The 22,498-nt window shown below is 69.1% G+C and carries 21 protein-coding genes and 3 tRNA genes; 20 read left to right on the forward strand and 4 right to left on the reverse strand.

Annotation, left to right across the window (positions count from 1 at the left end; all coding sequences use genetic code 11):
• The 8 genes from dnaA to VKG64_16170 all read left to right on the forward strand — a co-directional run.
• Positions 1 to 1,138, forward strand: a 1,138-nt coding sequence (gene dnaA, locus VKG64_16135) for a chromosomal replication initiator protein DnaA (GenBank protein ID HKB26567.1), incomplete at its 5' end; no start/stop codon positions are given.
• A gap of 163 nt (positions 1,139 to 1,301) precedes the next feature.
• Positions 1,302 to 2,396: a DNA polymerase III subunit beta gene (gene dnaN / locus VKG64_16140; GenBank protein ID HKB26568.1), complete on the forward strand. Its 1,095-nt coding sequence runs from the start codon at positions 1,302 to 1,304 to the stop codon at positions 2,394 to 2,396.
• 44 nt (positions 2,397 to 2,440) lie between these two features.
• A complete protein-coding gene (gene recF / locus VKG64_16145) occupies positions 2,441 to 3,505 on the forward strand; it encodes a DNA replication and repair protein RecF (GenBank protein HKB26569.1) in 1,065 nt (354 codons plus the stop codon).
• Positions 3,502 to 5,883, forward strand: coding sequence for a DNA topoisomerase (ATP-hydrolyzing) subunit B (gyrB, locus tag VKG64_16150; protein HKB26570.1), 2,382 nt, complete (start codon positions 3,502 to 3,504; stop codon positions 5,881 to 5,883). The genes recF and gyrB overlap by 4 nt, the downstream gene beginning before the upstream one ends.
• Positions 5,884 to 5,895: 12 nt before the next feature.
• Complete coding sequence (gene gyrA, locus VKG64_16155; protein ID HKB26571.1) at positions 5,896 to 8,337, forward strand: DNA gyrase subunit A; 2,442 nt, start codon at positions 5,896 to 5,898, stop codon at positions 8,335 to 8,337.
• A 4-nt stretch (positions 8,338 to 8,341) separates the two neighbouring features.
• Complete coding sequence (gene serS / locus VKG64_16160; protein ID HKB26572.1) at positions 8,342 to 9,640, forward strand: serine--tRNA ligase; 1,299 nt, start codon at positions 8,342 to 8,344, stop codon at positions 9,638 to 9,640.
• Positions 9,624 to 9,953, forward strand: coding sequence for a hypothetical protein (locus VKG64_16165; protein ID HKB26573.1), 330 nt, complete (start codon positions 9,624 to 9,626; stop codon positions 9,951 to 9,953). The genes serS and VKG64_16165 overlap by 17 nt, the downstream gene beginning before the upstream one ends.
• 16 nt (positions 9,954 to 9,969) lie before the next feature.
• Positions 9,970 to 10,058 (forward strand) — tRNA-Ser (locus VKG64_16170).
• A gap of 49 nt (positions 10,059 to 10,107) precedes the next feature.
• On the opposite strand, the gene VKG64_16175 is transcribed toward VKG64_16170, so the two are convergent.
• Both VKG64_16175 and VKG64_16180 read right to left on the reverse strand, forming a co-directional pair.
• Positions 10,108 to 10,416, reverse strand: a complete 309-nt coding sequence (locus VKG64_16175) for a hypothetical protein (protein ID HKB26574.1) — start codon at positions 10,414 to 10,416, stop codon at positions 10,108 to 10,110.
• Entirely contained in the window at positions 10,403 to 10,987 is a 585-nt protein-coding gene (locus tag VKG64_16180; protein HKB26575.1) for a hypothetical protein, read from the reverse strand. Before VKG64_16180 ends, VKG64_16175 begins: the two co-directional genes overlap by 14 nt.
• Before the next feature lie 313 nt (positions 10,988 to 11,300).
• On the opposite strand from VKG64_16180, the gene VKG64_16185 reads away from it, so the two are divergent.
• The 4 genes from VKG64_16185 (at position 11,301) to VKG64_16200 (ending at position 15,307) form a co-directional block, all read left to right on the forward strand.
• Entirely contained in the window at positions 11,301 to 13,091 is a 1,791-nt protein-coding gene (locus VKG64_16185; GenBank protein HKB26576.1) for a fused MFS/spermidine synthase, read from the forward strand.
• Positions 13,088 to 13,537, forward strand: a complete 450-nt coding sequence (locus VKG64_16190; protein HKB26577.1) for a hypothetical protein — start codon at positions 13,088 to 13,090, stop codon at positions 13,535 to 13,537. The genes VKG64_16185 and VKG64_16190 overlap by 4 nt, the downstream gene beginning before the upstream one ends.
• Before the next feature lie 127 nt (positions 13,538 to 13,664).
• The gene (locus tag VKG64_16195; protein ID HKB26578.1) at positions 13,665 to 14,099 is read left to right on the forward strand and encodes a DoxX family protein; all 435 of its coding nucleotides are present in this window, start codon (positions 13,665 to 13,667) and stop codon (positions 14,097 to 14,099) included.
• 8 nt (positions 14,100 to 14,107) lie between these two features.
• Positions 14,108 to 15,307 carry a cytochrome P450 gene (locus tag VKG64_16200; protein HKB26579.1) on the forward strand — a complete coding sequence of 400 codons (1,200 nt, stop codon included), beginning with the start codon at positions 14,108 to 14,110 and terminating at the stop codon, positions 15,305 to 15,307.
• A 9-nt stretch (positions 15,308 to 15,316) separates the two neighbouring features.
• On the opposite strand, the gene VKG64_16205 is transcribed toward VKG64_16200, so the two are convergent.
• A complete protein-coding gene (locus VKG64_16205; GenBank protein ID HKB26580.1) occupies positions 15,317 to 15,691 on the reverse strand; it encodes a hypothetical protein in 375 nt (124 codons plus the stop codon).
• Between the two features lie 86 nt (positions 15,692 to 15,777).
• Here VKG64_16205 and VKG64_16210 point away from each other — a divergent pair, with 86 nt between their 5' ends.
• Positions 15,778 to 16,158 (forward strand): DUF6632 domain-containing protein, encoded by a 381-nt coding sequence (locus tag VKG64_16210; GenBank protein HKB26581.1) that lies wholly within the window; start codon positions 15,778 to 15,780, stop codon positions 16,156 to 16,158.
• Positions 16,159 to 16,185: 27 nt separating this feature from the next.
• Positions 16,186 to 17,109, forward strand: coding sequence for a TauD/TfdA family dioxygenase (locus VKG64_16215; protein HKB26582.1), 924 nt, complete (start codon positions 16,186 to 16,188; stop codon positions 17,107 to 17,109).
• Between the two features lie 2 nt (positions 17,110 to 17,111).
• On the opposite strand, the gene VKG64_16220 is transcribed toward VKG64_16215, so the two are convergent.
• A complete protein-coding gene (locus VKG64_16220; protein HKB26583.1) occupies positions 17,112 to 17,528 on the reverse strand; it encodes a hotdog fold thioesterase in 417 nt (138 codons plus the stop codon).
• A gap of 90 nt (positions 17,529 to 17,618) precedes the next feature.
• On the opposite strand from VKG64_16220, the gene VKG64_16225 reads away from it, so the two are divergent.
• The 6 genes from VKG64_16225 (at position 17,619) to VKG64_16250 (ending at position 22,199) form a co-directional block, all read left to right on the forward strand.
• On the forward strand, positions 17,619 to 19,172 hold the full coding sequence (locus VKG64_16225; GenBank protein ID HKB26584.1) for an ABC transporter substrate-binding protein: 1,554 nt from the start codon (positions 17,619 to 17,621) through the stop codon (positions 19,170 to 19,172).
• Between the two features lie 4 nt (positions 19,173 to 19,176).
• On the forward strand, positions 19,177 to 20,130 hold the full coding sequence (locus VKG64_16230; GenBank protein ID HKB26585.1) for an ABC transporter permease: 954 nt from the start codon (positions 19,177 to 19,179) through the stop codon (positions 20,128 to 20,130).
• Between the two features lie 77 nt (positions 20,131 to 20,207).
• Positions 20,208 to 21,035, forward strand: coding sequence for an ABC transporter permease (locus VKG64_16235; protein HKB26586.1), 828 nt, complete (start codon positions 20,208 to 20,210; stop codon positions 21,033 to 21,035).
• Positions 21,036 to 21,098: 63 nt separating this feature from the next.
• The gene (locus tag VKG64_16240) at positions 21,099 to 21,995 is read left to right on the forward strand and encodes a DUF4124 domain-containing protein (GenBank protein ID HKB26587.1); all 897 of its coding nucleotides are present in this window, start codon (positions 21,099 to 21,101) and stop codon (positions 21,993 to 21,995) included.
• 32 nt (positions 21,996 to 22,027) lie between these two features.
• Positions 22,028 to 22,121, forward strand: a tRNA-Ser gene (locus VKG64_16245).
• 1 nt (position 22,122) lies between these two features.
• A tRNA-Arg gene (locus tag VKG64_16250) sits at positions 22,123 to 22,199 on the forward strand.
• Positions 22,200 to 22,498: the final 299 nt, after the last annotated feature.

Below are 22,498 nucleotides of genomic sequence, written 5' to 3' on the forward strand. Positions count from 1 at the left end.
TGCGCTCCAGGACGCGGCCCAGGAGTGCATCGGCGGCCGCCCCAGGGTGTCGATCGTCGTCGACGACGCCCACGTCGAGAGCGCGCCGCCGCCGAGGCGGGCGGCGACCGGGGGCACCGCCGAAGGGCTGAACCCGCGTTACACGTTCGACACCTTCGTCGTCGGCTCCTCGAACCAGTTCGCGCAGGCCGCGTCCCAGGCGGTTGCGGAACTCCCGTCGCGCGCCTACAACCCTCTCTTCATCTACGGCGGGGTCGGGCTCGGGAAGACCCACCTCCTCCACGCCGTCGGCCATCAGAGCACCCGGCTCTTCCCCGGGATGTCGGTCGCCTACCTCTCGTCCGAGCGCTTCACGAACGAGCTCATCAACGCGATCCGCTACGACCGGACCGCCGAGTTCCGCGCGCGCTACCGGACGATCGACCTCCTCCTGATCGACGACATCCAGTTCATCTCGGGCAAGGAGCGGACGCAGGAGGAGTTCTTCCACACCTTCAACGACCTCTACGAGTCGCGGAAGCAGATCATCGTGTCGAGCGACTCCTCGCCGAAGGAGATCCCCGAGATCGAGGAGCGGCTGCGGTCGCGCTTCGAGTGGGGTCTGATCGCCGACATCCAGCCGCCGGACTTCGAGACCCGCGTCGCGATCCTGAAGAAGAAGGCCGCCCTCGAGCGCGTGCGGCTGGCCGACGACGTCGCCTACCTGATCGCGAGCCGGATCAAGTCGAACATCCGCGAGCTCGAGGGCTCGCTCACGCGGATGATCGCCTTCTGCGCGCTCACGGGGCGCGAGATGTCGGTGGAGCTCGCGCAAGAGGTCCTGGGCGAGCTCTGGGGCGAGGAGGAGAAGGTCATCACGATCGAGCAGATCCAGCGCAAGGTGTGCGACTTCTTCGGGATCAAGCTCTCGGACCTGAAGGCCCAGAACCGGACGAAGGCGGTCGCCTTCCCTCGCCAGATCGCGATGTACCTCGCGCGGCAGCTCACCCACGCCTCGCTCTCCGAGGTGGGCCGGGCCTTCGGCGGCAAGGATCACACGACCGTCCTCCACGCGGTGGGCAAGGTGCAAACACTGCTGCAGGAAGACCCCAAACTGCGCAAGACGATCGACGGGCTTATCCAGGGCATCACCCTGTGATCCACAGATCTCCCCGGGGCCTCCACATCGTTGTCCCCGGGCTCCTGGATCCAGAAACCCCGGCGGCGTCACGGGTTGGCACCTACGAGCCCCATCCACACCGCCGATTTCCTACTACGCCTACGCAGTTGTATTTCTTTCCTTTCACACAACGGAGAACTGCATGGAAGTAGTGCTCGATCGCGATCAGTTCCTCAGGGGCCTGCAGATGGTGCAGAACATCGTCGAGCCTCGCCAGACGCTGCCCATTCTGGCGAACGTGCTCGTGGAGGCCGATGGGGAGACCGTACGCCTCACGGCCACCGACCTCGAGGTGGGCGCGCGCGCGTCGGTGCCGGCGAAGGTGGCGGGGAAGGGCGTGATCACCGTGTCCGCGCGCAAGCTCACCGAGATCGTGAAGGAGCTCCCGGCAGCCGCGGTCGCCCTGAAGGTGACCGAGAACGCGGGCGTCACGCTGCGATGCGCCGGCGCGACGTACAAGCTCGTGGGGCTCGCGGCCGATGACTTTCCTCCGGTCGTGCCCGCCTCGCCCGAGGCATGGGTGAGCCTCGAGGCGAAGACGCTGCGCGAGATGCTCGCCCAGACGAGCTTCGCCGTGTCTCACGACGAGACGCGGTACGCGCTGAACGGTGTGCTCTTCGCGCTCCAGGGCAAGGACCTCCAGATGGTCGCGACCGACGGGCACCGGCTGGCGCTTGCCAAGCGTAGCCTCGGACGCGGGGTCGGAGCGGTGACGGGAATCGTGCCTCGGAAGGCGGTGACCGAGATCACGCGAGTCCTGGGCGGGAGCGAGGACGTCCAGATCGCGATCACCGAGAACCAGTTCGTCCTCCAGATGCCGAACTTCGTGATGACGGCACGCCTGATCGAGGGTCAGTTCCCGAACTACGAGGCGGTGATCCCGAAGGCCCACACGAAGCGTCTCGTGATCGCGCGCGGCGCGCTGACGGCGGCGCTCCGCCGCGTGTCCGTGATGGCCGAGGAGCGCAACAAACCGGTCAAGTTCACTCTGGCGCCGGCCTCGCTGCGGCTCTCGGCATCGAGCCAGGACCTCGGAGAGGCGGAGGAAATCCTGGACGTCGAGTACGCCGGTGAGGAGCTCGTGATCGGGTTCAACTCGCGGTACTTGCTCGACGCGATTGCGGCTCTGGAGAGGGACCAGGTCGCGTTCGATCTGAAGGATGCGCAGAGCCCCGGCGTCATTAAAAGCCTCGAAGAGGAGGGGTACCTCTGTGTTATAATGCCTATGCGTATATAGAAGGCATTTTAGCCTTATAAAACAGGAGTTTATCAAGGGTGCAGGTGGGCTGGATTCACGTCGTTGATTTTCGTAATTACCGCACCCTGGAGTACGGTCCTGGCCCGCGTCTGAACGTCCTGATTGGCCCCAACGCGCAGGGCAAAACGAACCTTCTCGAGGCCCTCGGGATGCTCGTGGCGGGTCGCTCCTTCCGCACGCCGCGGGCCGCCGAGATCCCGCGCTGGGGCGCCGAGGCGGCCACGCTCACGGGCGAGCTGGTACGCGGCGAGGGCTCGGGCGCCCGCCGCGACGTGCGCCGAACGCTCTCGAGGCAGGATGACGGCCGCTGGCAGCACGCCGGCGAGTCCGTGGAGTGGGCGCGGGCGATCGCGTTCGGCTGGCAGGACCTCGAGATCGTCAACGGCGCGCCCGGCGCGCGCCGCAGCTTCATGGACGGCTTCGCGGCGCGTCTCTATCCGACGCACCTTGCGGCGCTCGTGCGTTACCGGCAGGTGCTCGCGCGGCGAAACCGGCTCCTGCAGCAGCGCGCGTCCGCCGACGACCTGGCCGCGAGGCTCGAGCCCTGGAACGAGCAGCTCGCGGCCGTCGGGATGGAGCTGGTGGACCGGCGGCGAAAGGCCGTGGCGGCGCTGCAGACCGAGCTCGCGCGCGTCTTTGGCGCGCTCTGCACGGCGCGCTCCAAGGTCGAGGTGCGCTATCGGACCGCGCTCGGTGAGTCGTCCGAGCCCGCGGCGCTCCTCGCGGCCCTCCACCGGGCGCAGCGCGCGGAGATCGTGCGCGGTCAGACGCTGGTCGGGCCGCATCGCGACGACCTCGCGATCGAGATCGACGGTGTGGACGCCCGGGCCTTCGGCTCGCGCGGGCAGCAGCGGCTCGTCGCGCTGGCCCTGCGGCTCGCGGAGGTGCTGCCGGTCGCCGAGGCGGCCGGGACCGCGCCGGTCCTGCTGCTGGACGACGCGCTGTCCGAGCTCGACGGGGGCGTGCGCGAGCAGGTGCTCCGCGAGCTCGGCGCCGCCGAGCAGGTCTTCCTGACGAGCCCCGAGCCGCTGGCGGTGCCGGGCGCCGCCGTCTTCCGCGTGAACGCGGGAGGAGTCGCAGCCGCATGAGCGCCGAGACCTACACGGCGAGCGACATCAAGGTCCTGGAGGGCCTCGAGGCCGTCCGCAAGCGCCCCGCGATGTACATCGGGGACACGGGTGCCTACGGGCTCCACCACCTCGTGTACGAGGCGGTGGACAATGCCGTGGACGAGGCGCTGGCGGGGCATTGCGACTCGGTCAAGGTCATCCTCCACTCGGACGGCTCGTGCTCCGTCGGCGACAACGGGCGCGGCATCCCGGTGGATCTCCACAAGGAGAGCGGCAAGTCGGCCGCCGAGGTCGTCCTGACGGTGCTGCACGCCGGCGGGAAGTTCGATCACTCGGCGTACAAGGTCTCCGGCGGCCTCCACGGCGTGGGCATCTCGGTCGTGAACGCGCTCAGCGAGTGGCTCGAGGTCGAGATCCGCCGCGGCGGCAAGGTCTGGGCGCAGCGCTACGAGAAAGGCGGCGTGCCGACCGGCCCGCTCACGGCCGGCGAGAAGACCACGAAGCACGGCACGATCATCCGCTTCAAGCCCGACGCGACGATCTTCGAGGAGACGGCGTTCTCCTTCGACACGCTGTCGAACCGCCTGCGCGAGCTCGCGTTCCTGAACCGCGGCCTCAAGATCGTCATCGAGGACGAGCGCGACGGGCGGAGCCACACGTTCCTCTACAAGGGCGGCATCGTCGAGTTCGTCAAGCACCTGAACCAGAACAAGACGCCGATCCACCCGAAGGTCCTCTACTTCGAGGGCAAGAAGGGGGACATCGAGGTCGAGGTCGCCCTCCAGTACAACGACGGCTACCAGGAGGCCGTGTTCTCGTTCGCGAACAACATCAACACGCGCGAGGGCGGCACGCACCTCACGGGGTTCCGCGCGGCGGTGACGAGCCGGATCGCCGCCTACGCGGAGGCGAACGGCTTCCTCAAGGGCTTCAAGGGCGGGGTCAGCGGTGACGACGTGAAGGAGGGGCTCACGGCCGTCGTCTCCGTCCGGCTGCCCGAGCCGCAGTTCGAGGGCCAGACGAAGGCCAAGCTCGGCAACACGGACCTCAAGGGCCTCGTCCAGCAGATCGTCAACGACAAGCTCGCCGAGGCCTTCGAGGAAGATCCCACGACGGCGCGCAAGATCGCCGACAAGTGCGTGCGCGCGGCCCAGGCGCGCGAGGCGGCGCGGAAGGCGCGCGAGCTGACCCGCAAGGGCGGGCGCGACGACGAAGGGTTGGCCGCCAAGCTGGCCGACTGCTCGGAACGCGACCCACAGTACCGCGAGCTGTTCCTCGTGGAGGGCGACTCCGCCGGCGGCTCGGCGAAGCAGGGGCGCGACCGCCGGACCCAGGCCGTCCTGCCTCTCCGGGGCAAGATCATCAACTCGGAGAAGGCGCGCTACGACAAGGTCCTCTCCCACAACGAGATCCGGCTGCTCATCTCGGCGATGGGCACGGGCATCGGCACGGAGGAGTTCGACCTCACGAAGCTCCGCTATCACAAGATCATCCTGATGACCGACGCCGACGTGGACGGCGCCCACATCCGCACGCTGCTCCTGACCTTCTTCTTCCGTCACATGAATCAGGTGATCGAGGCGGGCCATCTCTTCATCGCGCAGCCGCCGCTCTTCAAGGTGAAGAAGGGCAAGGTCGAGAAGTACCTCATGTCCGAGCGCGAGTTCGAGGAGTTCTTCCTGGCCGCGTGGGTCGCGGCGGCGCGGGTGAAGGTGCCGGGGACGAAGGCGCCGCTGACGGGCGAGCCGCTGCTCGAGCTGCTGCGCGCGGTGTCCGAGTCCCGGGCGGTCTTCGGCAAGCTCGTCAAGCGCGGCGTGCCGGGGCCGATCCTGGCCGAGCTGCTGCGCGCGAAGTTCCGCGGCACCAAGCGCGGCGTCGGCCACGCCGAGATCGGCGAGGCGATCAAGACGGCCGCGGCCTCGGTGAACGGCTACAGCATCGGGGTGACGCCGGGCGACAACGGCGACGGGCACACCGTGACGATCGCGGGCCCGCCCACCGTCACGTTCAGCACCGACGTCTTCAAGTCGGCGGATTACGCGACGCTCTTCGATCTGTGGGAGAAGGTCGGGGCGGCGGCGAAGGGGCCGACGACGCTCATCGACGAGGCCGGCCGCGAGACGCCCGTGAAGAGCCTCGACGAGCTGTGGCGCGTGGCGCTCGGCCGCTCGCGCGAGGGCGCGTCGTTCCAGCGGTACAAGGGCCTCGGCGAGATGAACCCGGAGCAGCTCTGGGAGACCACGATGAACCCGGAGACGCGCACCCTCCTCAAGGTGACGCAGGAGGACGCGGTGGGCGCCGACCAGGTGTTCACGGTCCTCATGGGTGACGCGGTCGAGCCGCGCCGCGAGTTCATCGAGAAGTACGCCCTGGACGTCGCGAACCTCGATATCTAGCCTCGGAGAGAGATGCCGAACGAGCGGCAGGTGCCGGTTCCGATCGAAGAGGAGATGCGGAAGTCCTATCTGGACTACGCCATGTCCGTCATCGTCGGGCGGGCGCTGCCGGACATCCGCGACGGCCTCAAGCCCGTGCACCGCCGCGTGCTCTTCGCGATGCAGGACCTCGGCCTCGCGTGGAACCGGGCCTACAAGAAGTCCGCCCGCGTCGTCGGCGAGGTCCTCGGGAAGTACCACCCCCACGGCGACTCGCCCGTCTACGAGGCCCTCGTCCGCATGGTGCAGGAGTTCTCCCTCCGGTACCCGCTCGTGGACGGGCAGGGGAACTTCGGCTCGATCGACGGCGACCCGCCGGCGGCGATGCGCTACACCGAGACGCGCCTCGCGAAGATCGCCCACGAGATGCTGGCCGACATCGACAAGGAGACCGTCGACTTCTCGCCCAACTTCGACGAGTCGCTCCAGGAGCCCACCGTCCTCCCGACGCGGATCCCGAACCTCATCGTCAACGGCTCGGCGGGCATCGCGGTGGGCATGGCCACGAACATCCCGCCGCACAACCTCGGCGAGGTCGTGGACGCCCTCGTCATGCTCGTGGACAACCCGGGGACGACGATCCCGGAGCTGATGAAGACGATCAAGGGCCCGGACTTCCCGACGCGCGGCTACATCTACGGCACCGCCGGGATCGCCGATGCGTACACGACCGGGCGGGGCACGATCACGCTCCGCGCCAAGGCGCACGCCGAGAAGATGCGGGGCGGGCGCGAGGCGATCATCATCACCGAGCTGCCGTACCAGGTGAACAAGGCGAGCCTGATCGAGAAGATCTCCGAGCTCTCCCGCGAGAAGAAGATCGAGGGGCTGTCCGAGATCCGCGACGAGTCGAACCGGGAAGGCATCCGCGTGGTCCTCGAGCTCTCGCGCGGCGAGATCCCACAGATCGTGATGAACCAGCTGTACAAGCACACGCAGATGCAGACGACGTTCGGGATCATCATGCTCGCGCTGGTCGACCGACGCCCCGAGGTCGTCAATCTCAAGACGATGCTCGAGGCGTTCGTCCGCTTCCGGCGCGAGATCGTCACGCGGCGCACGCGCTTCGACCTGACGCGCGCCGAGGAGCGGGCGCACATCCTCGCCGGCCTCCGAAAGGCGGTCGAGCACCTCGACGTGGTGATCCGGTTGATCCGCCAGGCCGAGAGTCCCGACGCGGCCAAGGACGCGCTGATGTCGCGGCTCGAGCTCTCGGAGGTCCAGGCGCGCGCGATCCTGGACATGCGGCTCCAGCGCCTCACGCAGCTCGAGCGCCACAAGGTGGTCGAGGAGCACGAGCAGACCCTCGCGCTCATCGAGGAGCTCAAGGGCATCCTGGCCTCGGACGCGAAGCTCATGGCGATCATCCGGAAGGAGCTCCTCGCGATCAAGGAGGAGTACGGCGACGAGCGCCGCACCGAGATCGTCACCGAGACGACCGAGCTGACGATCGAGGACCTGCTCGCCGACGAGGAGATGGTCGTCACGATCACGCGCTCGGGCTACATCAAGCGCACGCACGTCGAGGCGTACCGGAGCCAGCGGCGCGGCGGCAAGGGCGTGACGGGCATGGAGACGAAGGAGGAGGACATCGTCGAGGACCTCTTCGTCGCCACCACGCACTCCTACCTCCTCTTCTTCACGACGCTCGGCAAGGTCCACTGGCTCAAGGTGCACGAGATCCCCGAGGGCGGGCGCCAGGCGAAGGGCAAGGCGATGGTCAACCTCCTGTCGCTCGGCGAGGGCGAGGGCGTCGCCACGTGCGTGCCGGTGCGCGACTTCGCCGCGGGCGGCGGCTACGTCCTCTTCGCGACCAAGCAGGGGAAGGTCAAGAAGACCGAGCTCGACGCGTACTCGCACCCGCGCGCCGGCGGCATCCAGGCGATCGGGCTGGACGACGGGGACACGGTGATCACGGCTCGGCGCACCGACGGGCAACGCGAGGTGATGATCGCGACCAAGCTCGGCATGATCATCCGCTTCTCGGAGGAGGAAGTGCGCCCGATGGGCCGCGCCGCCGCCGGCGTGAAGGGCATCGAGGTCGAGGAGGGCGATGAGGTCATCGCGGCCGACGTCGTGCAGGAGGGCGCCCTGATCCTCACGGTGACCGAGCGCGGCTACGGCAAGCGCACGCCGCTCGACGAGTACCGCCTGCAGGGGCGCGGCGGGAAGGGGATCATCGACATCAAGACGGGCGGCCGCAACGGCACCGTGGTCGGTATGGTCCAGGTGCGCGAGGGCGACGACGTCCTGGTCGTCACCACCAAGGGCAAGCTGATCCGCTTCCACGCCGCCGACGTCAGCGCCCAGGGCCGCAACACGATGGGCGTGCGCATCATCGACCTGGAGCCCGACGACCGGGTCGGCTCGATCGCCCGCGTCGAGGCCGAGCAGGCGCCCGTCGAAGCGCCGTAGCGACGTGCTGGATCTGCGCCTGATCCGCGCGGAGCCCGAGGCGGTCGCCCGGGCGCTCGCCGACAAGGGCGGCGCCGCCCTGATCCCGGAGATCCTGGCCCGCGACGACGAGCGCCGCCGGCTCATCCGGGAGGCCGAGGACCTCAAGGCGCTCCGCAACCGCGCCTCGGAGGCCATCGGCCAGGCCAAGCGCCGCGGCGAGGACGCCACCGCCGAGCAGGCGCGCATGCGCGAGGTCGGCGACCGCGTCAAGGCGCTCGACGCCGAGCTGAAGGTCGTCGACGAGGCGATCGAGGCGTTGCTCCTCCAGGTCCCCAACGTTCCCCACTCCTCGGTCCCGCCCGGCAAGAGCGACGCGGACAACGTCGAGGTCCGGCGCTGGGGAACGCCGCGGGAGTTCGCGTTCACGCCCCGGCCCCACGAGGAGGTCGGCGAGGCGCTCGGGCTGCTCGACATGGAGCGCGCCGCGCGGATCGCGAAGTCGCGCTTCGCGGTGCTGTGGGGCGAGCTGGCGCGCCTCGAGCGCGCGCTCGCGCGGTTCATGCTCGACCTGCACACGCGCGAGCACGGCTACACGGAGGCCTGGGTACCGCACCTCGTCAGCGCCGAGACGATGCTGCGGACCGGACAGCTGCCGAAGTTCGAGGAGCAGCTGTTCAAGACCATCGAGGCCGACGAGGGCCGCGCGCTCTACCTCATCCCGACGTCCGAGGTGTCGCTGACGGCGCTCCACGGCGGGGAGGTCCTGTCCGAGCGCACGCTCCCGCGCCGCTACACCGCCTTCACGCCGTGCTATCGCCGGGAGGCCGGCACCCACGGCAAGGACATGAAGGGCATCTTCCGCAACCACCAGTTCGACAAGGTGGAGCTGGTGAAGATCACGACCCCGGCGCGCTCCTACGACGAGCTGGACGCGATGGTGGGCGAGGCCGAAGCGGTGCTCCGGCGCCTCGAGCTCCCGCACCGGGTGGTGGAGCGCTGCGTCGCCGACCTCGGGTTCAGCGCCGCCAAGGGCTACGACCTCGAGGTGTGGCTGCCGGGACAGGGCAGGTATCGTGAGATCTCCTCGTGCTCGAATTACGCCGACTTCGGCGGCCGGCGGGCGGACATCCGCTACAAGCCCGAGGACGGCGGCAAGCCGGAGTTCTGCCACACGCTGAACGGCTCCGGGCTCGCCGTCGGTCGGACGCTGATCGCCGTGCTCGAGAACGGCCAGGAGGCCGATGGGACGGTCACGATCCCCCAGGCGCTCCGGCCCTACATGGACGGGCTCGCCCGTCTCTCGCGTGTCGCGACGTCGTAGCGCCCTCGCCGCGCTCGTCGTGGTCGTCGGGCTCGCGGGCTCGGCGCTCGCCCAGACCGAGACCCGGCGCGCCCCGGCCAACGATCCGTCCACGATCCTGGGCAACGCGCTCTTCACGATCCACAACCGGCTCGTGAGCCCCGAGCCCGAGTTCACGGTGTCGCGGAGCGGCACGGGATGGGCCGTCGAGGTCCCCGACCGGCCCTCGGAGCTCTACGCGGCCCCGCTCGGTGCACGCGCGCTCGTTCTCGGCGGCAGGGAGCGCAAGACCTGCACGATCACGCTTGCGCGCGCGTCATCAGGCGTAAAGTAAAGCCCGGCCTCCGCACGGAGGGCTAGCCTCAATTGGTAAGGCAGCGGACTTGAAATCCGCGGGGGCGCAAGCCCCATGGGGGTTCGAATCCCTCGCCCTCCGCCACTAAATCACGACCGTAGCGAGACTGCTCGCATCGAGGAGCACGAGGCTTTCATGCGCACGGATCGGCGTACGGGCGCAGCGCGTCGAGCAGTGATGCGTCGCGCGTGAAAGCGTAGACCACCTGCCGCGTCGGATTGTGAGGCGACAGGCGGAACAGATGATCGAACGGGGGACGGAATCTCCAGATGCTGTACGTGCGGTCGCGCAGGCGATCCGCACAGGTTTCGAACACGGCCCCCGTTTCTCCTGCGCTTGGCTCAGGCTCGATGAACACCAAGTTGCGAACGGTCTCCGCGAGCTCGTCGAGCTTGGCAGGAAATCGCTCGTGCATCATCGCGCGCCGCTCACGGGGATCCATCGTGAGATAGCCGGGGATCGACGCCCCGCTCTCCCGCCATGGAAGCAGTGTCTCGAACGTGGCTGACCGGTCTCGCGGCGGGCTCGAACCACACGGCGTCCACATCGGCCCGCGTGAGCCGGAAGAAGTCGATGCGGAGCAGGCGCTTCCGCGTCGCGACGTCGAGGCTTCCTTCCGGAAGATTCACCCACGCGGTGTCCTCGTCAGGCAGGTCGGTTCCGGCACACTGGATGCCGACCGCCGCAAGATAAAAGATGTACCGTCCGTTCGCGTAGCCGACCTGGAATGCACGGCCGACACCTGCTGCCGCGAACCATCGTGCGAGCACGAACGACGTCTGGTGCCCGCGCTCGAGGATGGGCTTGTTCGGTTTCTCGACGTCGAATGCGCGCGCGGCCGCACGCAGCCGCCGGTACTCGGAGCTCCGGAACAGGGAATGCCGGACGGCGAGGTCGGGCCATGGCTCGATCCTGAGCAAGGCGCGGAGACGGGCCTTCGCCCGGGCGGACAAGCGTGCCTTGAGAGCGGGGGGAACGCAGCGCCGCAGGAGGGCGGCGATGTCGGCGATCACAGCGGCCACAATATACCGAATGCCGCAGTCGTGACGGCGTTAGGGTCGTGGGGGCCACCCCCCGGCATCGGGCAGGGAGGCCGAGCGGATTTCTCGTGGCGGTAGTTTAGGAAACGAAAACGCCCGTTCGAATGAGGGCTTATTGCGAGCGAAAGAATCCGAGCCTTATTTATAAGGTCATTCTTTGCTCGTTTTGACCGAAAGACGGCGTGCCCCGTTCGAGGCCTATCGTCGCTCCGCCGCCGGCTCGACCCCCTGCTGACTCGTCGGATCCTGCTCGATCCGCGTCCGTGAGGACGCATAACGGGCGCGCATGCCCCAATTGAAGGAAAGACACGCAGAGTCGTTCGTGGTCCTGACGCTCTTCTTCCTGTCGGGTTGTTCCGGGCTGATCTACGAGGTCGTCTGGCTGCGGATGCTCGTCAGGGCGTTCGGAAGCACGACATTCGCCACGAGCACCATCCTGGCGGTGTTCATGTCCGGGCTCGCGGCGGGGGCCTGGCTCGGCGGCCTCCGATCCAGGACCGCTCCCGCTCCGCTGCGCTCCTACGGAATCGTCGAGCTCGGCCTCGCCGTGGCGGCGGCCCTGGCGACGTGGGGCGGCCGAGAGCTGCCGAACGTCGTGGCGGCCTTCTGGTCCGAGCAAGGCGCGGCGTCGGCGATGGTGATCGTCCTTCGTGCGAGCCTCAGCTTTCTCATCCTCTTCGTCCCGACGCTTCTCATGGGAGCGAGTTTCCCGCTGCTCGCGGAGCATTTCTCGCGGGCGCGAAACGGCACAAGGACGCCCGGGTGGGACCGAGCCGCGCTGCTCTACGGCGTGAACACGGTGGGCGCGGTGGCCGGCGTGATCTATTCCGGGTTCCTCGCCATCGGGACGCTCGGGGAAATCAAGACCGTTGCGATCGCGGTGGCGATCAACGCGGCCGTGGGGGCCGGAGCGTTGGCGCTGGCGCGCAGAGCGCTGGCCCCCGCTCGAGCGCCTCGGGCCGACCGGGCGACGTCGGCGGGTCACGACGAGGCCGCCGCGACGCCGTTGGCTCGAGGGATCGTCTGGCTCGTCGCGCTGTCCGGCTTTTGTGCGCTGGCGCTCGAGGTGCTGTGGACTCGAATGCTCGTCCTCCTGGTCGGCACCTCGGTGTACGCGTTCTCGGCGATGCTGGCCTGCTACCTGGTCGGGATCGGAATCGGCAGTCTCGTCTCGGCGCGGTGGATGGGGTTCGACCGGCGTCGCGCGTCGACGTTCTGCGCGCTCCAGGTGGCCGCCGGCCTCCTAGCGGCCGCGACCCTCGAGCTGTACCTCACGCAGGGCATGGCCCGGCTCGACGGAGCGTACCTGTATTCGCCGATCCAGTCGGCGAAGGATTTCCTGGCGCTCTTCGGGTTGAGCGCGGGCATCATCATCCCGGTCACCCTCGTGTACGGGATGATGTTCCCGCTGGCGATCCAGATCGCCGATACCCGCGCCGCCGGCACCAGCGTCGGGAGGATCTACGCGTTCAACACCGTGGGCTCCGTGCTCGGCTCGCTCGCCTGCGGCTTCGTGCTCATCCCGGCCCTGGGCACCCGCACCACGCTCTATCTCGTGGCTTTCGTCCATATCGCACTGGGATTGATCGGCGCCTCGCTGAACCGCAGCGCCGTGCTGAAAAAGGTCGCGCTCGCGGGCATGGTGCCGGTCGTGCTGCTCGCCGTCCTGCGACCCGACCCGTTCTTCGAGATCATCCAGGCGCGCCTGGCGAAGCGCGCCCCGGGCAAGGTGCTCTTCCACGACGAGGGACTGTCGGCGACGGTCACCGGATACGCGAGCCGGTACGAGACGCTGCTGCTGATCAACGGCGTCATCGTGTCCGGGATTGGCGCGCTCGGGACGCTCATGGCCGACATCCCGCTGCTCCTCCTCGCGCATCCCGAGCGGGCGCTGGTGATCTGTCTCAGGACCGGCAGCACCTTCCGCGCAGCCGTCGAGCACAACGTCGCGGTACACCGAGCGCGCGGGCGTCCGGGTGATCGTCAACGACGGGAGGAATTTCCTCCTGACGTCCGGCTCGAAATACGACGTGATCGTGGTCGACGGCAGCGCCCATTTACAGCGCGGGCACGGTGAATCTGTTCGCGCGGGAGTTCGTCGAGCTGGCCAGGAAGCACTTGACGCCCACGGGAATCCTCGCGCTCTGGGTGCCGCTGCCCTCGTTCGACGGCGACTTCTGGATGATCGCCAGGAACGTCACCGACACCTTCCCGCATACCCTGGCGTGGGCCGAGCCCCACTCGCCGATCATGGGTTTCCTTCTGCTCGGCTCGAACGCGCCTCTCGACCTCGACCCGGCGGTCATCACGCAACGAATGGTCGAACGGAAACGCCTGCGCCTGAACCCGTGGCTCACCCCGGACCTGTTCCACCCACGAAGGGTCATCACCGACGAGAGGCTGCGCCAGAACGCGGCCCGCTATCCGAACGTGACCGACGACTGGCCCTATACCGAATTCCCGCTGCCCGCCTTCCTGGACGGCGCTCCGCTCCGCTTCGATTCCGAGTTCGCGTTCAGATAGAGCGCGGGGAAAAAGCGCGGTGGCTCGCGGCCGGGGCGTCGAGTACTATAGCGCCCGGCGGCCTCGCTTCTGATCGCGGCGTCTCGGGTCGGCGATCAGCATCACCTCAGGCGGAGGGAGGTTCGGCATGAGGGGCATCGGCGGCATCAACCCGGACTGGGGTGTCACGCTCGTCCGCGTCATGACCGGCCTCGTCTTCGCGGTTCACGGGTTCCAGAAGTTCGCGGGCGGGCTCGGCGGCGTCACGGCCTTTTTCACGAAGCTCGCGATCCCGCTTCCGGGCGTGATGGCGCCCCTCATCGCGGGCCTCGAGCTGATCGGCGGCATCCTCCTGATCCTCGGCGTCGGGACGCGCGTGGTGGCGGCGCTCTTCACCGCGCAGATGCTCGTGGCGACCCTGTGGGTCCAGATCCCGCGCGGCGGCTGGAACGGGAGCGAGCTCGAGCGGATGCTGCTCGTCGCCGCGCTCCTGCTGGTCGTCGGCGGCCCCGGCGCCGCCGCGCTGGACAAGTTCTGGTGCGAGCGGCAGGACGCGGGGCGGGACGCGACCCGCCGGACGTAGAGGGCCCGATGGCGTCGAGCGAGGTGCTCTTCAATCCCTTCGCGCCCGAGTTCCACGCGGACCCGTATCCCCTCTATCACCGGCTGCGCGCCCGCGACCCGGTGCACCAGGCGCCCATGGGCTTCTGGGTCCTCACGCGATACGACGACGTCGTCACGGTCCTCCGCGACCCGCGCTTCGGACGCGACGGGTTCGAGCAGATCCTCGCCGCCGTCTACGGCGAGGACAGGGAATCAGGCCGGCTTCCGCGGTCGATGCTCTTCCGCGACCCGCCCGATCACACGCGCCTGCGCGCGCTCGTCAGCAAGGCGTTCACGCCGCGCGTGATCGAGGGGATGCGGGCGCACATCCAGGACATCGTCAACCGGCTCCTCGATCGGGTCGAAGGCGCCCGGCGGATGGACGTCATCGCCGACCTCGCCTATCCGCTGCCCGTCACCGTGATCTGCGAGATGCTCGGGGTGCCGACGGAGGACCAGGCCACCATCCGCCAGTGGTCGGCCGACGTCGCGCGAAGCTTGGACGCCCTCGGCGTGCCGGCGGAGGCCGAGATCGTGACGCGCGGGCGCGTGGCCCGCCAGGCGCTCGGCGACTACTTCCGCCGGCTCCTGCCCTCGCGCCGCAAGGATCCCAGGGACGACCTCCTGAGCCTGCTCATCGCCGCCGAGGAGCAGGGCGACAAGCTCAGCGAGGGCGAGCTGCTCGCCACCTGCATCCTGCTCTTCATCGCGGGGCACGAGACGACGGTGAACCTCATCGGCAACGGGCTCCTGGCGCTCCTGCATCATCCCGGAGAGCGTGCGCGGCTCAGGGACGAGCCCGCGCTGATCCAGAGCGCGGTCGAGGAGCTGCTCCGGTACGACAGCCCGGTGCAGCGCACGGCGCGGATCACGAACGCCGACGTCGAGGTGGACGGCCGCGCGATCGCGAAGGGCTCCATGGTCGTCGCCGCGATCGGCGCGGCCAATCGCGACCCGGCGCAGTTCCCGGATCCCGACCGCCTGGATCTCACGCGCCGGGAGAACCGTCACGTCGCCTTCGGCTACGGGATCCACTTCTGTCTCGGCGCGCCGCTGGCGCGTGTCGAGGGCCAGATCGCCCTGGGCACGCTCCTCCGCCGGATGCCGGATCTCGCGGTCGCCGGGACGCCGGCATGGCGGGAGTCGTCCACGCTGCGCGGGCTCAAGACGCTTCCGGTCGCGTTCTGAGGCGGCGCGTCAGCAGCGGGAATCGTCGGTGATGAGGAGTCGGAGCGTGCCGCTCGCCGGGTCGTACTCGAAGTCGTTTCCCGCGCACTGGAACTTCGGCGGCGACACGAGCAGCGAGAGCACGATGGCCTTGTCGGCGGGCCACCGGCCGTGCTCGGCCTGATAGTTCCGCACGAGACCCTGGACGGAGTCGAGCGTCGCCTGGTCGGCCGCGAGCTTGGATCGCTGGAGCGGGCGGTCCTCCTGGAGCTTCTCGAGGGTCTTCGCGGTGGAGCCGACGTAGCGCATGAGCAGCGCGCCCGCCAGCGCCACGACCACCAGCACGAGCAGGATCTCGATCACCCCGAACCCGCGCGCGCCGAGCCCGGACCGCCGGGTGCCCATACCGTGATGGCCTCCGACGCGAGTGTATCTCATCGCGACGGAGCCCCGGCGCGCGTGCTACCGTCGGCGCCGAGGAGGGACCCGCCATGGCAGATGCGAATCGCCTGCGCTATCTCCGCGTCGCCCTGATCGTCGTCGGCCTCATCTTCGTCCTCGGGATCTACCCGCTCGGCGTCGTGTGGCCCTCCGGCTGGCAGTGGGGCCAGGGGCATTCCCACTATCTGATGATGATCCTCGGCGTGTACGCGACGCTCGGGGTGTTCCTCCTGCTCGCCGCGAAGAACCCGGCGGCGCACGCGAGCCTCATCTGGTTCACGGTCTGGTCGAGTGTCGTGCACGCTGGCATCATGGCGGTCCAGGCCCTCACCGACGCCAGCGAGCGCGGGCACCTCCTCGGCGACGTCCCGGCGCTGCTGGTCGTGGCGATCGTCCTGGCGGTCTTGACGCCGCGAGCCGCCCACCGCTAGGCTCGCGCGGGAGGGAGAGGCGTGGTCATGATCGTCCCGGTTCATTCCTGTTTCGGCGCCCGCGTCGAGGGCGTGGATCTCGCGCGGCCGCTCGACGAGGCGTCGTTCTGGCGGATCTTCGAGGCGTTCCAGGAGTACTCGGTGCTGGTCTTCCCCGACCAGCGGCTCACGGACGAGCAGCAGATGGCCTTCAGCCGGCGCTTCGGTCCGCTCGAGGCGACGATCAAGTCGATCGGCCAGGAGCGACGGCTCCACGAGAACCTGGTCGACCTCTCGAACCTCGATCCCCAGGACGACGGCAAGCTGATGGGCTGGACGGACCGGCGCATGCTCTACCAGTCCGGGAACCAGCTCTGGCACACCGACAGCTCGTTCAAGCCCGTGCCCGCGATGGTGTCGCTGCTCTCAGGCCGCGAGGTGCCGCCGATCGGCGGCGAGACCGAGTTCGTGAGCATGCGCCACGCGTACGCGACCCTGCCGGAGGAGACGAAGCGACGGCTCGAGGGCAAGGTCACCGTGCACAGCATCCTCTACTCGCGGAGCACGATCGCGGAGGGCCTCTTCGACGCGGAGCACGAGAGGGACCTGCCGCCCGTCCGCCAGGCGCTCGTGCGCGCCAACCCCGCGAACGGCCGGAGGGCGATCTACATCGGGTCGCACGCGTGGTACGTCGAGGGCATGGCCTACGACGAGTCGCGCCGGCTGCTCGACGACCTCCTGGCCCACACGACGCGCCCCGAGCGCGTCTACCAGCACCGGTGGCGACAGTGGGACCTCGTGATGTGGGACAACCGCTGCGTGCTGCATCGCGGCCGGCCGTGGGACGCCGCGGTCCACCGGCGCGTCATGCGGCGGACGACGGTGGCCGGCGAGGGCCCGACGGCCGAACCGCCGTTCGCCAGCCGGACCGCCGTGTGGGACGGGACCGTCCCCGAAGGCGTCGGCGTCTAGCGTCAGCGGCCGACCCGGTGGGCGACACAGTGGACGAGCGCGACCGGCGTCCCGTCCTCGGTCGCGACGGTGACATCGAAGAACCCCGCCCGGCGTCCCTGCTTCTTCTCGTGCCCCTCGGCGACGAGGGTCGCGTCGGGCTTCACCGCGGCGAGGTAGCTGATCGTGACGCTCAGCGCCACCGCGTCCTCGCCGTGAGAGTTGCAGGCGGCGCCGAAGGCGACGTCGGCCAGCGAGAAGATGACGCCGCCGTGCGGGTGGCCCTGGAAGTTCAGCATGTGGGGCTGGAGCGTGAGGCTCACGCGGCAGTACCCGCGTCGCAGGTCAAGGTACCGGATGCCGAGGGCGCGCGCCCACGGATCGTTCTCGACGCGCGCGCGGAGCTCGGCGGGAATCACGGGGTAGTCGGACGCGCTCACAGGCTCCCATGGTACAACTTGTGCCCGTGACGCTGTGCCCGTTCGGTCGGGTCGAGCCGTGATCCCGGGCCGCGGCGGAAGGAGACGACCATGAGTGTGACCAGGAAGGCCGTGTGTCTCGCGGTGGGAGCGCTCGCCGCGCTCATCCTGAACGCGGGGGCCGCCCACGCGCAGAAGAAGACGCTCGTGGTGGCCCTCAACCAGGACCCCGACATCCTGGACCCGACGCTCGCGCGGACGTACGTCGGGCGCATCATCTTCTCGCACATCTGCGAGAAGCTGTACGAGATCGACGAGAACCTGAGGATCCACCCGCAGCTCGCGGCCGAGATGCCGGCGGTGAGCGACGGGGGCAAGACGGTAACCATCAAGCTGCGGCGCGGCGTCAAGTTCAACGACGGCACGCCGATGACGGCGGAGGCCGTCCGCTTCTCGCTCGAGCGCCACCGCACGATGAAGGGCTCGAACCGCCGCAGCGAGCTCGACCACGTCACCGCGATCGAGGTGGTCGACCCGGCGACGGTCCGCCTGCGGCTGAAGTCGCCGCTGGCGCCGCTGGCCGCGATCCTGACGGACCGCGCGGGGATGCCGGTCTCGCCGGCCGCGGCCGAGAAGCTCGGCGACAAGTTCGGCACGGCGCCCGTGTGCGTCGGGCCGTGGCAGTTCGTCGAGCGCATCCCGCAGGACAAGATCGTCGTCGAGAAGTCACCGCACTACTTCGATCCCTCGCAGGCGAAGTTCGACCGCATCGTCTTCCGCATCATTCCCGACGACAACGTGCGGCTCGCGAACCTCCGCTCGGGGGACATCGACGTGATGCATCTCGTGGCGCCGACCGACGCCACGAGCCTGAGGAAGGAGGGCCGGTTCGAGGTCTCCAACGTGACGGGCCTCGGCTACAACGGGATCACGATCAACCTCCGCAACAAGAACGGCAAGACGCAGGCGCCCGGGGACCTCGGCACGCCGCTCGCGAACGATCCCCGCGTGCGTGAGGCGCTCGAGCTCGCGATCGATCGCGAGGCGCTGAACCAGGTCGCCTGGGACGGCCTCTACACGCCCGGCTGCACCGCGATCGCCCCGAACAGCCCTTTCTTCGACAGGGGCCGCAAGTGCCCCGGCCGCGACGTGGCCCGCGCCAGGAAGCTCCTGGCCGAGGCCGGGCTGGCCGGCGGCTACGGCTTCGAGCTGGTGATCGTGAACAACCCGCAGCAGCGGCGCGTGGGCGAGGTGATCCAGGGCATGGCCCGCGAGGCCGGCTTCGGCATCACGCTGACGCCGAAGGAGTTCGCGTCGTCGCTGAAGGACAACGAGGATGGCAAGCATCAGGCGTTCCTCATCGGCTGGAGCGGTCGCGTCGATCCCGACCACAACATCCACCAGTTCCACGCGTGCGGCGGCAGCCTCAACGAGACGCTCGCGTGCGACGAGAAGGTCGACGCGCTCCTGAACAAGGCGCGCGAAGTGACCGACATCGCGCAGCGGACGGCCCTCTATCGCGAGGCGAGCGACGTCCTGCTCGCGCGCCGGAACATCCTCTATCTCTACTTCCAGAACTACATCGTCGCGTTCCCGAAGAACCTCAAGGGCTACAAGGCCGTGCCCGACGGGCTCATCCGGATCAAGGGGACCGCCTGGCAGTAGGCGCGTGATCGAGTTCCTCGTCCGCCGGGCGTGCATCTCCGCGATCACGCTCGGGCTGATCACGGTCATCGTGTTCGCCGGCGTGCGGATGATCCCGGGGGATCCCGCGCGCGTGATGGCCGGCACCGACGCCGACGCCGCGGGCCTCGAGGAGATTCGCGCGAAGTACGGCCTCGACGATCCGATCCCGGTCCAGTACCTGCGCTGGGTCGCGCTCGCGCTCCGCGGCGACTTCGGCGAGTCGATCCGCACGCGCCACTCCGTGGCGTGGACGGTGGCCACGAAGCTGCCGATCACGATCGAGCTCGCGTGCGTGGCGATCCTGGTCGCGCTGGCGCTGGCGATCCCGGCCGGCGTGCTGGCCGCGGTGCGGCGGAACACCGCATGGGACGTCGTCGCCAGCGCGGTCTCGCTCTGCGGCGTATCGATCCCGAACTTTTGGCTCGGGATCATGCTGATCCTGCTCGTCTCGGTGCGGCTCGGCTGGCTGCCGGCGTCCGGCTTCGTTCCGCTGCTCGAGGACCCCGTCGCCAACGTCAAGCGGATGATCATGCCGGCCCTCGTGCTCGGCACCGCGCTGGCGGCCGTGCTGATGCGGCAGACGCGCAATGCGATGATCGAGGTCCTCTCGGCGGACTACATCCGCACCGCCCGCAGCAAGGGCCTGGCGGGCTTCGCGGTGGTCGTCCGCCACGCGCTCCGCAACGGCCTCATCCCGGTCGTCACGATCCTCGGCCTCCAGATGGGCGCCCTGATGAGCGGCGCCGTCGTCACGGAGTCGATCTTCGTGGTGCCGGGCTTTGGCCGCCTCATCGTCGAGGCCGTCTTCACCCGGGACTACCCGCTCGTGCAGGGGGTCGTGCTGATCACCGCGAGCTCGTACGTGCTGATCAACCTGCTGGTGGACGTCTCGTACTCGTTCCTCAACCCCCGGATCCGGATCCGAGGTCGACCGTGAGCCTTGACGCGTCCCGCGGGGCGCCCGTCGCCGCGGCGCTCGTGCTCCCGCCCGCCGCGGCGGCGCCGGCCGGCGGACTGCGCCGCGGCTGGCGGCGCATGCTGCGGAGACCGGCCTCGGTCGCGGGAGTCGTCGTCGTCCTCGTCTTCGTCGCGCTCGCGGTCGGCGCGCCGTGGATCGCGCTGACCGATCCGCTCCGCACCGACTGGAGCCAGATCCGCAAGGCGCCGACGTTGGCGCATCCGTTCGGGACGGACGACCTCGGCCGAGACAACTTCTCGCGCGTCGTGTGGGGGAGCCGCATCTCGATGCAGGCCGGCGTCTTCTCGATCCTGCTGGCGATGGCGATCGGCGTCCCGGTCGGTCTCGCGGCGGGCTACCATCGGGGCGCGCTCGATCAGCTCGTCATGCGGCTCACCGACGCGTGGCTGGCCTTCCCCTTCCTGATCCTCGCGATCGGCCTGGTCACGATCATGGGCCCGTCGCTCACCAACGCCACGCTGGCCATCGGGCTCGGCGCGGCGCCGACCTACATCCGCCTCACGCGGGGCCTCACCCTGTCCACGAAGGAGGAGGACTACGTCCAGGCGGCGCGCGCCCTGGGAGCCGGCGATCTGCGCCTGATGCGGCGCCACGTCCTCCCGAACATCTTCAGCGCGCTTCTCGTCCAGGCGACCGTCTCGATTCCCACCGCGATCATCGGCGAAGCCATCCTGTCGTTCCTGGGGCTGGGCGTGCAGCCCCCCACGCCGTCCTGGGGGACGATGCTCAACGCCGCCCAGCAGTTCCTGGAGTCGGCGCCCTGGATGGCGTACTGGCCGGGGCTGGCGATTTTCTCGCTCGCGCTGTCCTTCAACCTCGCCGGCGACGGCATGCGCGACCTGCTCGACCCCAAGGACTACTGACCCCGCTTGATCCCCGCGCCGGAGTCTGAAATCATCGCGCCAGCGTCCAGGGGAGGCTCCACCATGCACTGCGCCACGGTCGTCTCGCTCCTCGCGCTCGTCCTGCTCGCGGGGCCGGCGGCCGCCGGGACCTATCGCTGGGTGGACGCCAAGGGCGGCGTCCACTACTCGGACCGGCCCCCGCAGTTGGAGGCGGTGGTGGGCGAGCGCGACGCGCTCATCGAGGAGGCCCTCACGCTCTCGGGCGTCCGGCGGACGATCGAGAGCCTGCCGGCCCAGGTGCGCGCCGGCGCCGAGGCGTCGCAGTCGCCGCTCCCCGCGAAGGAGCGCGCGACGGTCGCGAAGATCATCGCCGAGGCGTTCAGTCCCGGGCCGATCCTGGCGAGCGTGCGGACCGCGTTCCAGCGGAACTACGACGCGATGCAGATGGGGCTCGCGCTCGCTCAGCTCCGGATGCCCGTCGTGCGGAAGATGACGGAGCTCGAAGTCGCCGTCAACGCCGCCGATTTCGGCCAGAAACTGCGCGCGTTCGCCGCCGGTGTCAAGGACGCGCCGCCGCCCGAGGACCGCGTCGCCCGGCTCGCTCAGCTCGACGCGATCAGCGGGGCGACCGAGCTCATGCTGGACATCCGGGCGGCGGCGATCGTCTCCACCCTCAAGATCTTGAGCTCGCTGATGCCGCCGGACCAGCGGATCGCGCCCGCGCAGGCCGAGGTCACGGCCCGGGACCTCGTGAGCCAGCAGCGCGACGCCGCGCGGCAGGAGATGCTCCTGATCTTCCTGTACGTCTACCGTGACGCGACCGACCCGGAGCTCGACGAGTACATCGCCATCGAGGGCTCGGAGCCGGGCCGCTGGCTCCAGGAGATTTACAGGAAGGCGTTGCTCGAGGCGTTGACGGTGGCGTCCGAGGCGGCGGTTCGCCAGGTGGCGCGGTCGCTGGCGCCGAAGGCGCGGTGAAAGCCAGTGTATACTACCTGGGCTTCCCCCTTGGAGAGGTGGCCGAGTCGGCCGAAGGCAGCCGCCTGCTAAGCGGTTACAGGGGCAAAACCTCTGTCCCGGGTTCGAATCCCGGCCTCTCCGCCATGGGCCCTTAGCTCAGGTGGACAGAGCGTCGGACTACGAATCCGAAGGCCAGAGGTTCGAATCCTCTAGGGCCCACCACTTCCCGCCTAGATTCGCATAGTTTTCCTGCCCATCCGGTGTGCGGTCGCCCATGGCCGCACACCGAGCCACAGCCAAGTCGGAGACAGAACGGAGACAGCGCGCGCCGCGCGCGCGATTTCTCTTCGATGCAACCACCGGGGCGCCGCTCATGACGGCTGCCACCTACAGCCGCGTCTCCACCCCCGATCAAGATCCGGCCGGGCAAGTCGAACAGCTTCGAGCGTATTGCCAGGCCCGAGGCTGGGAATGCCAGGAGTACGTGGACCACAGCGTGAGCGGCGCGAAGGCGCGCCGCC

This window comes from Candidatus Methylomirabilota bacterium (assembly GCA_035260325.1).
GTDB lineage: Bacteria > Methylomirabilota > Methylomirabilia > Rokubacteriales > CSP1-6 > AR19.

Excerpts from the sequence above, each read along its gene's own strand:
- VKG64_16215 (HKB26582.1), top strand. The coding sequence starts at position 16,186 with ATGATCGTCCCGGTTCATTCCTGTTTCGGCGCCCGCGTCGAGGGCGTG.
- VKG64_16240 (HKB26587.1), top strand. The coding sequence starts at position 21,099 with ATGCACTGCGCCACGGTCGTCTCGCTCCTCGCGCTCGTCCTGCTCGCG.
- VKG64_16205 (HKB26580.1), bottom strand. The coding sequence starts at position 15,691 with ATGGGCACCCGGCGGTCCGGGCTCGGCGCGCGCGGGTTCGGGGTGATC.
- VKG64_16210 (HKB26581.1), top strand. The coding sequence starts at position 15,778 with ATGGCAGATGCGAATCGCCTGCGCTATCTCCGCGTCGCCCTGATCGTC.
- gyrB (HKB26570.1), top strand. The coding sequence starts at position 3,502 with ATGAGCGCCGAGACCTACACGGCGAGCGACATCAAGGTCCTGGAGGGC.
- VKG64_16175 (HKB26574.1), bottom strand. The coding sequence starts at position 10,416 with ATGGATCCCCGTGAGCGGCGCGCGATGATGCACGAGCGATTTCCTGCC.
- VKG64_16200 (HKB26579.1), top strand. The coding sequence starts at position 14,108 with ATGGCGTCGAGCGAGGTGCTCTTCAATCCCTTCGCGCCCGAGTTCCAC.
- VKG64_16185 (HKB26576.1), top strand. The coding sequence starts at position 11,301 with ATGCCCCAATTGAAGGAAAGACACGCAGAGTCGTTCGTGGTCCTGACG.
- VKG64_16195 (HKB26578.1), top strand. The coding sequence starts at position 13,665 with ATGAGGGGCATCGGCGGCATCAACCCGGACTGGGGTGTCACGCTCGTC.
- gyrA (HKB26571.1), top strand. The coding sequence starts at position 5,896 with ATGCCGAACGAGCGGCAGGTGCCGGTTCCGATCGAAGAGGAGATGCGG.
- dnaN (HKB26568.1), top strand. The coding sequence starts at position 1,302 with ATGGAAGTAGTGCTCGATCGCGATCAGTTCCTCAGGGGCCTGCAGATG.
- VKG64_16225 (HKB26584.1), top strand. The coding sequence starts at position 17,619 with ATGAGTGTGACCAGGAAGGCCGTGTGTCTCGCGGTGGGAGCGCTCGCC.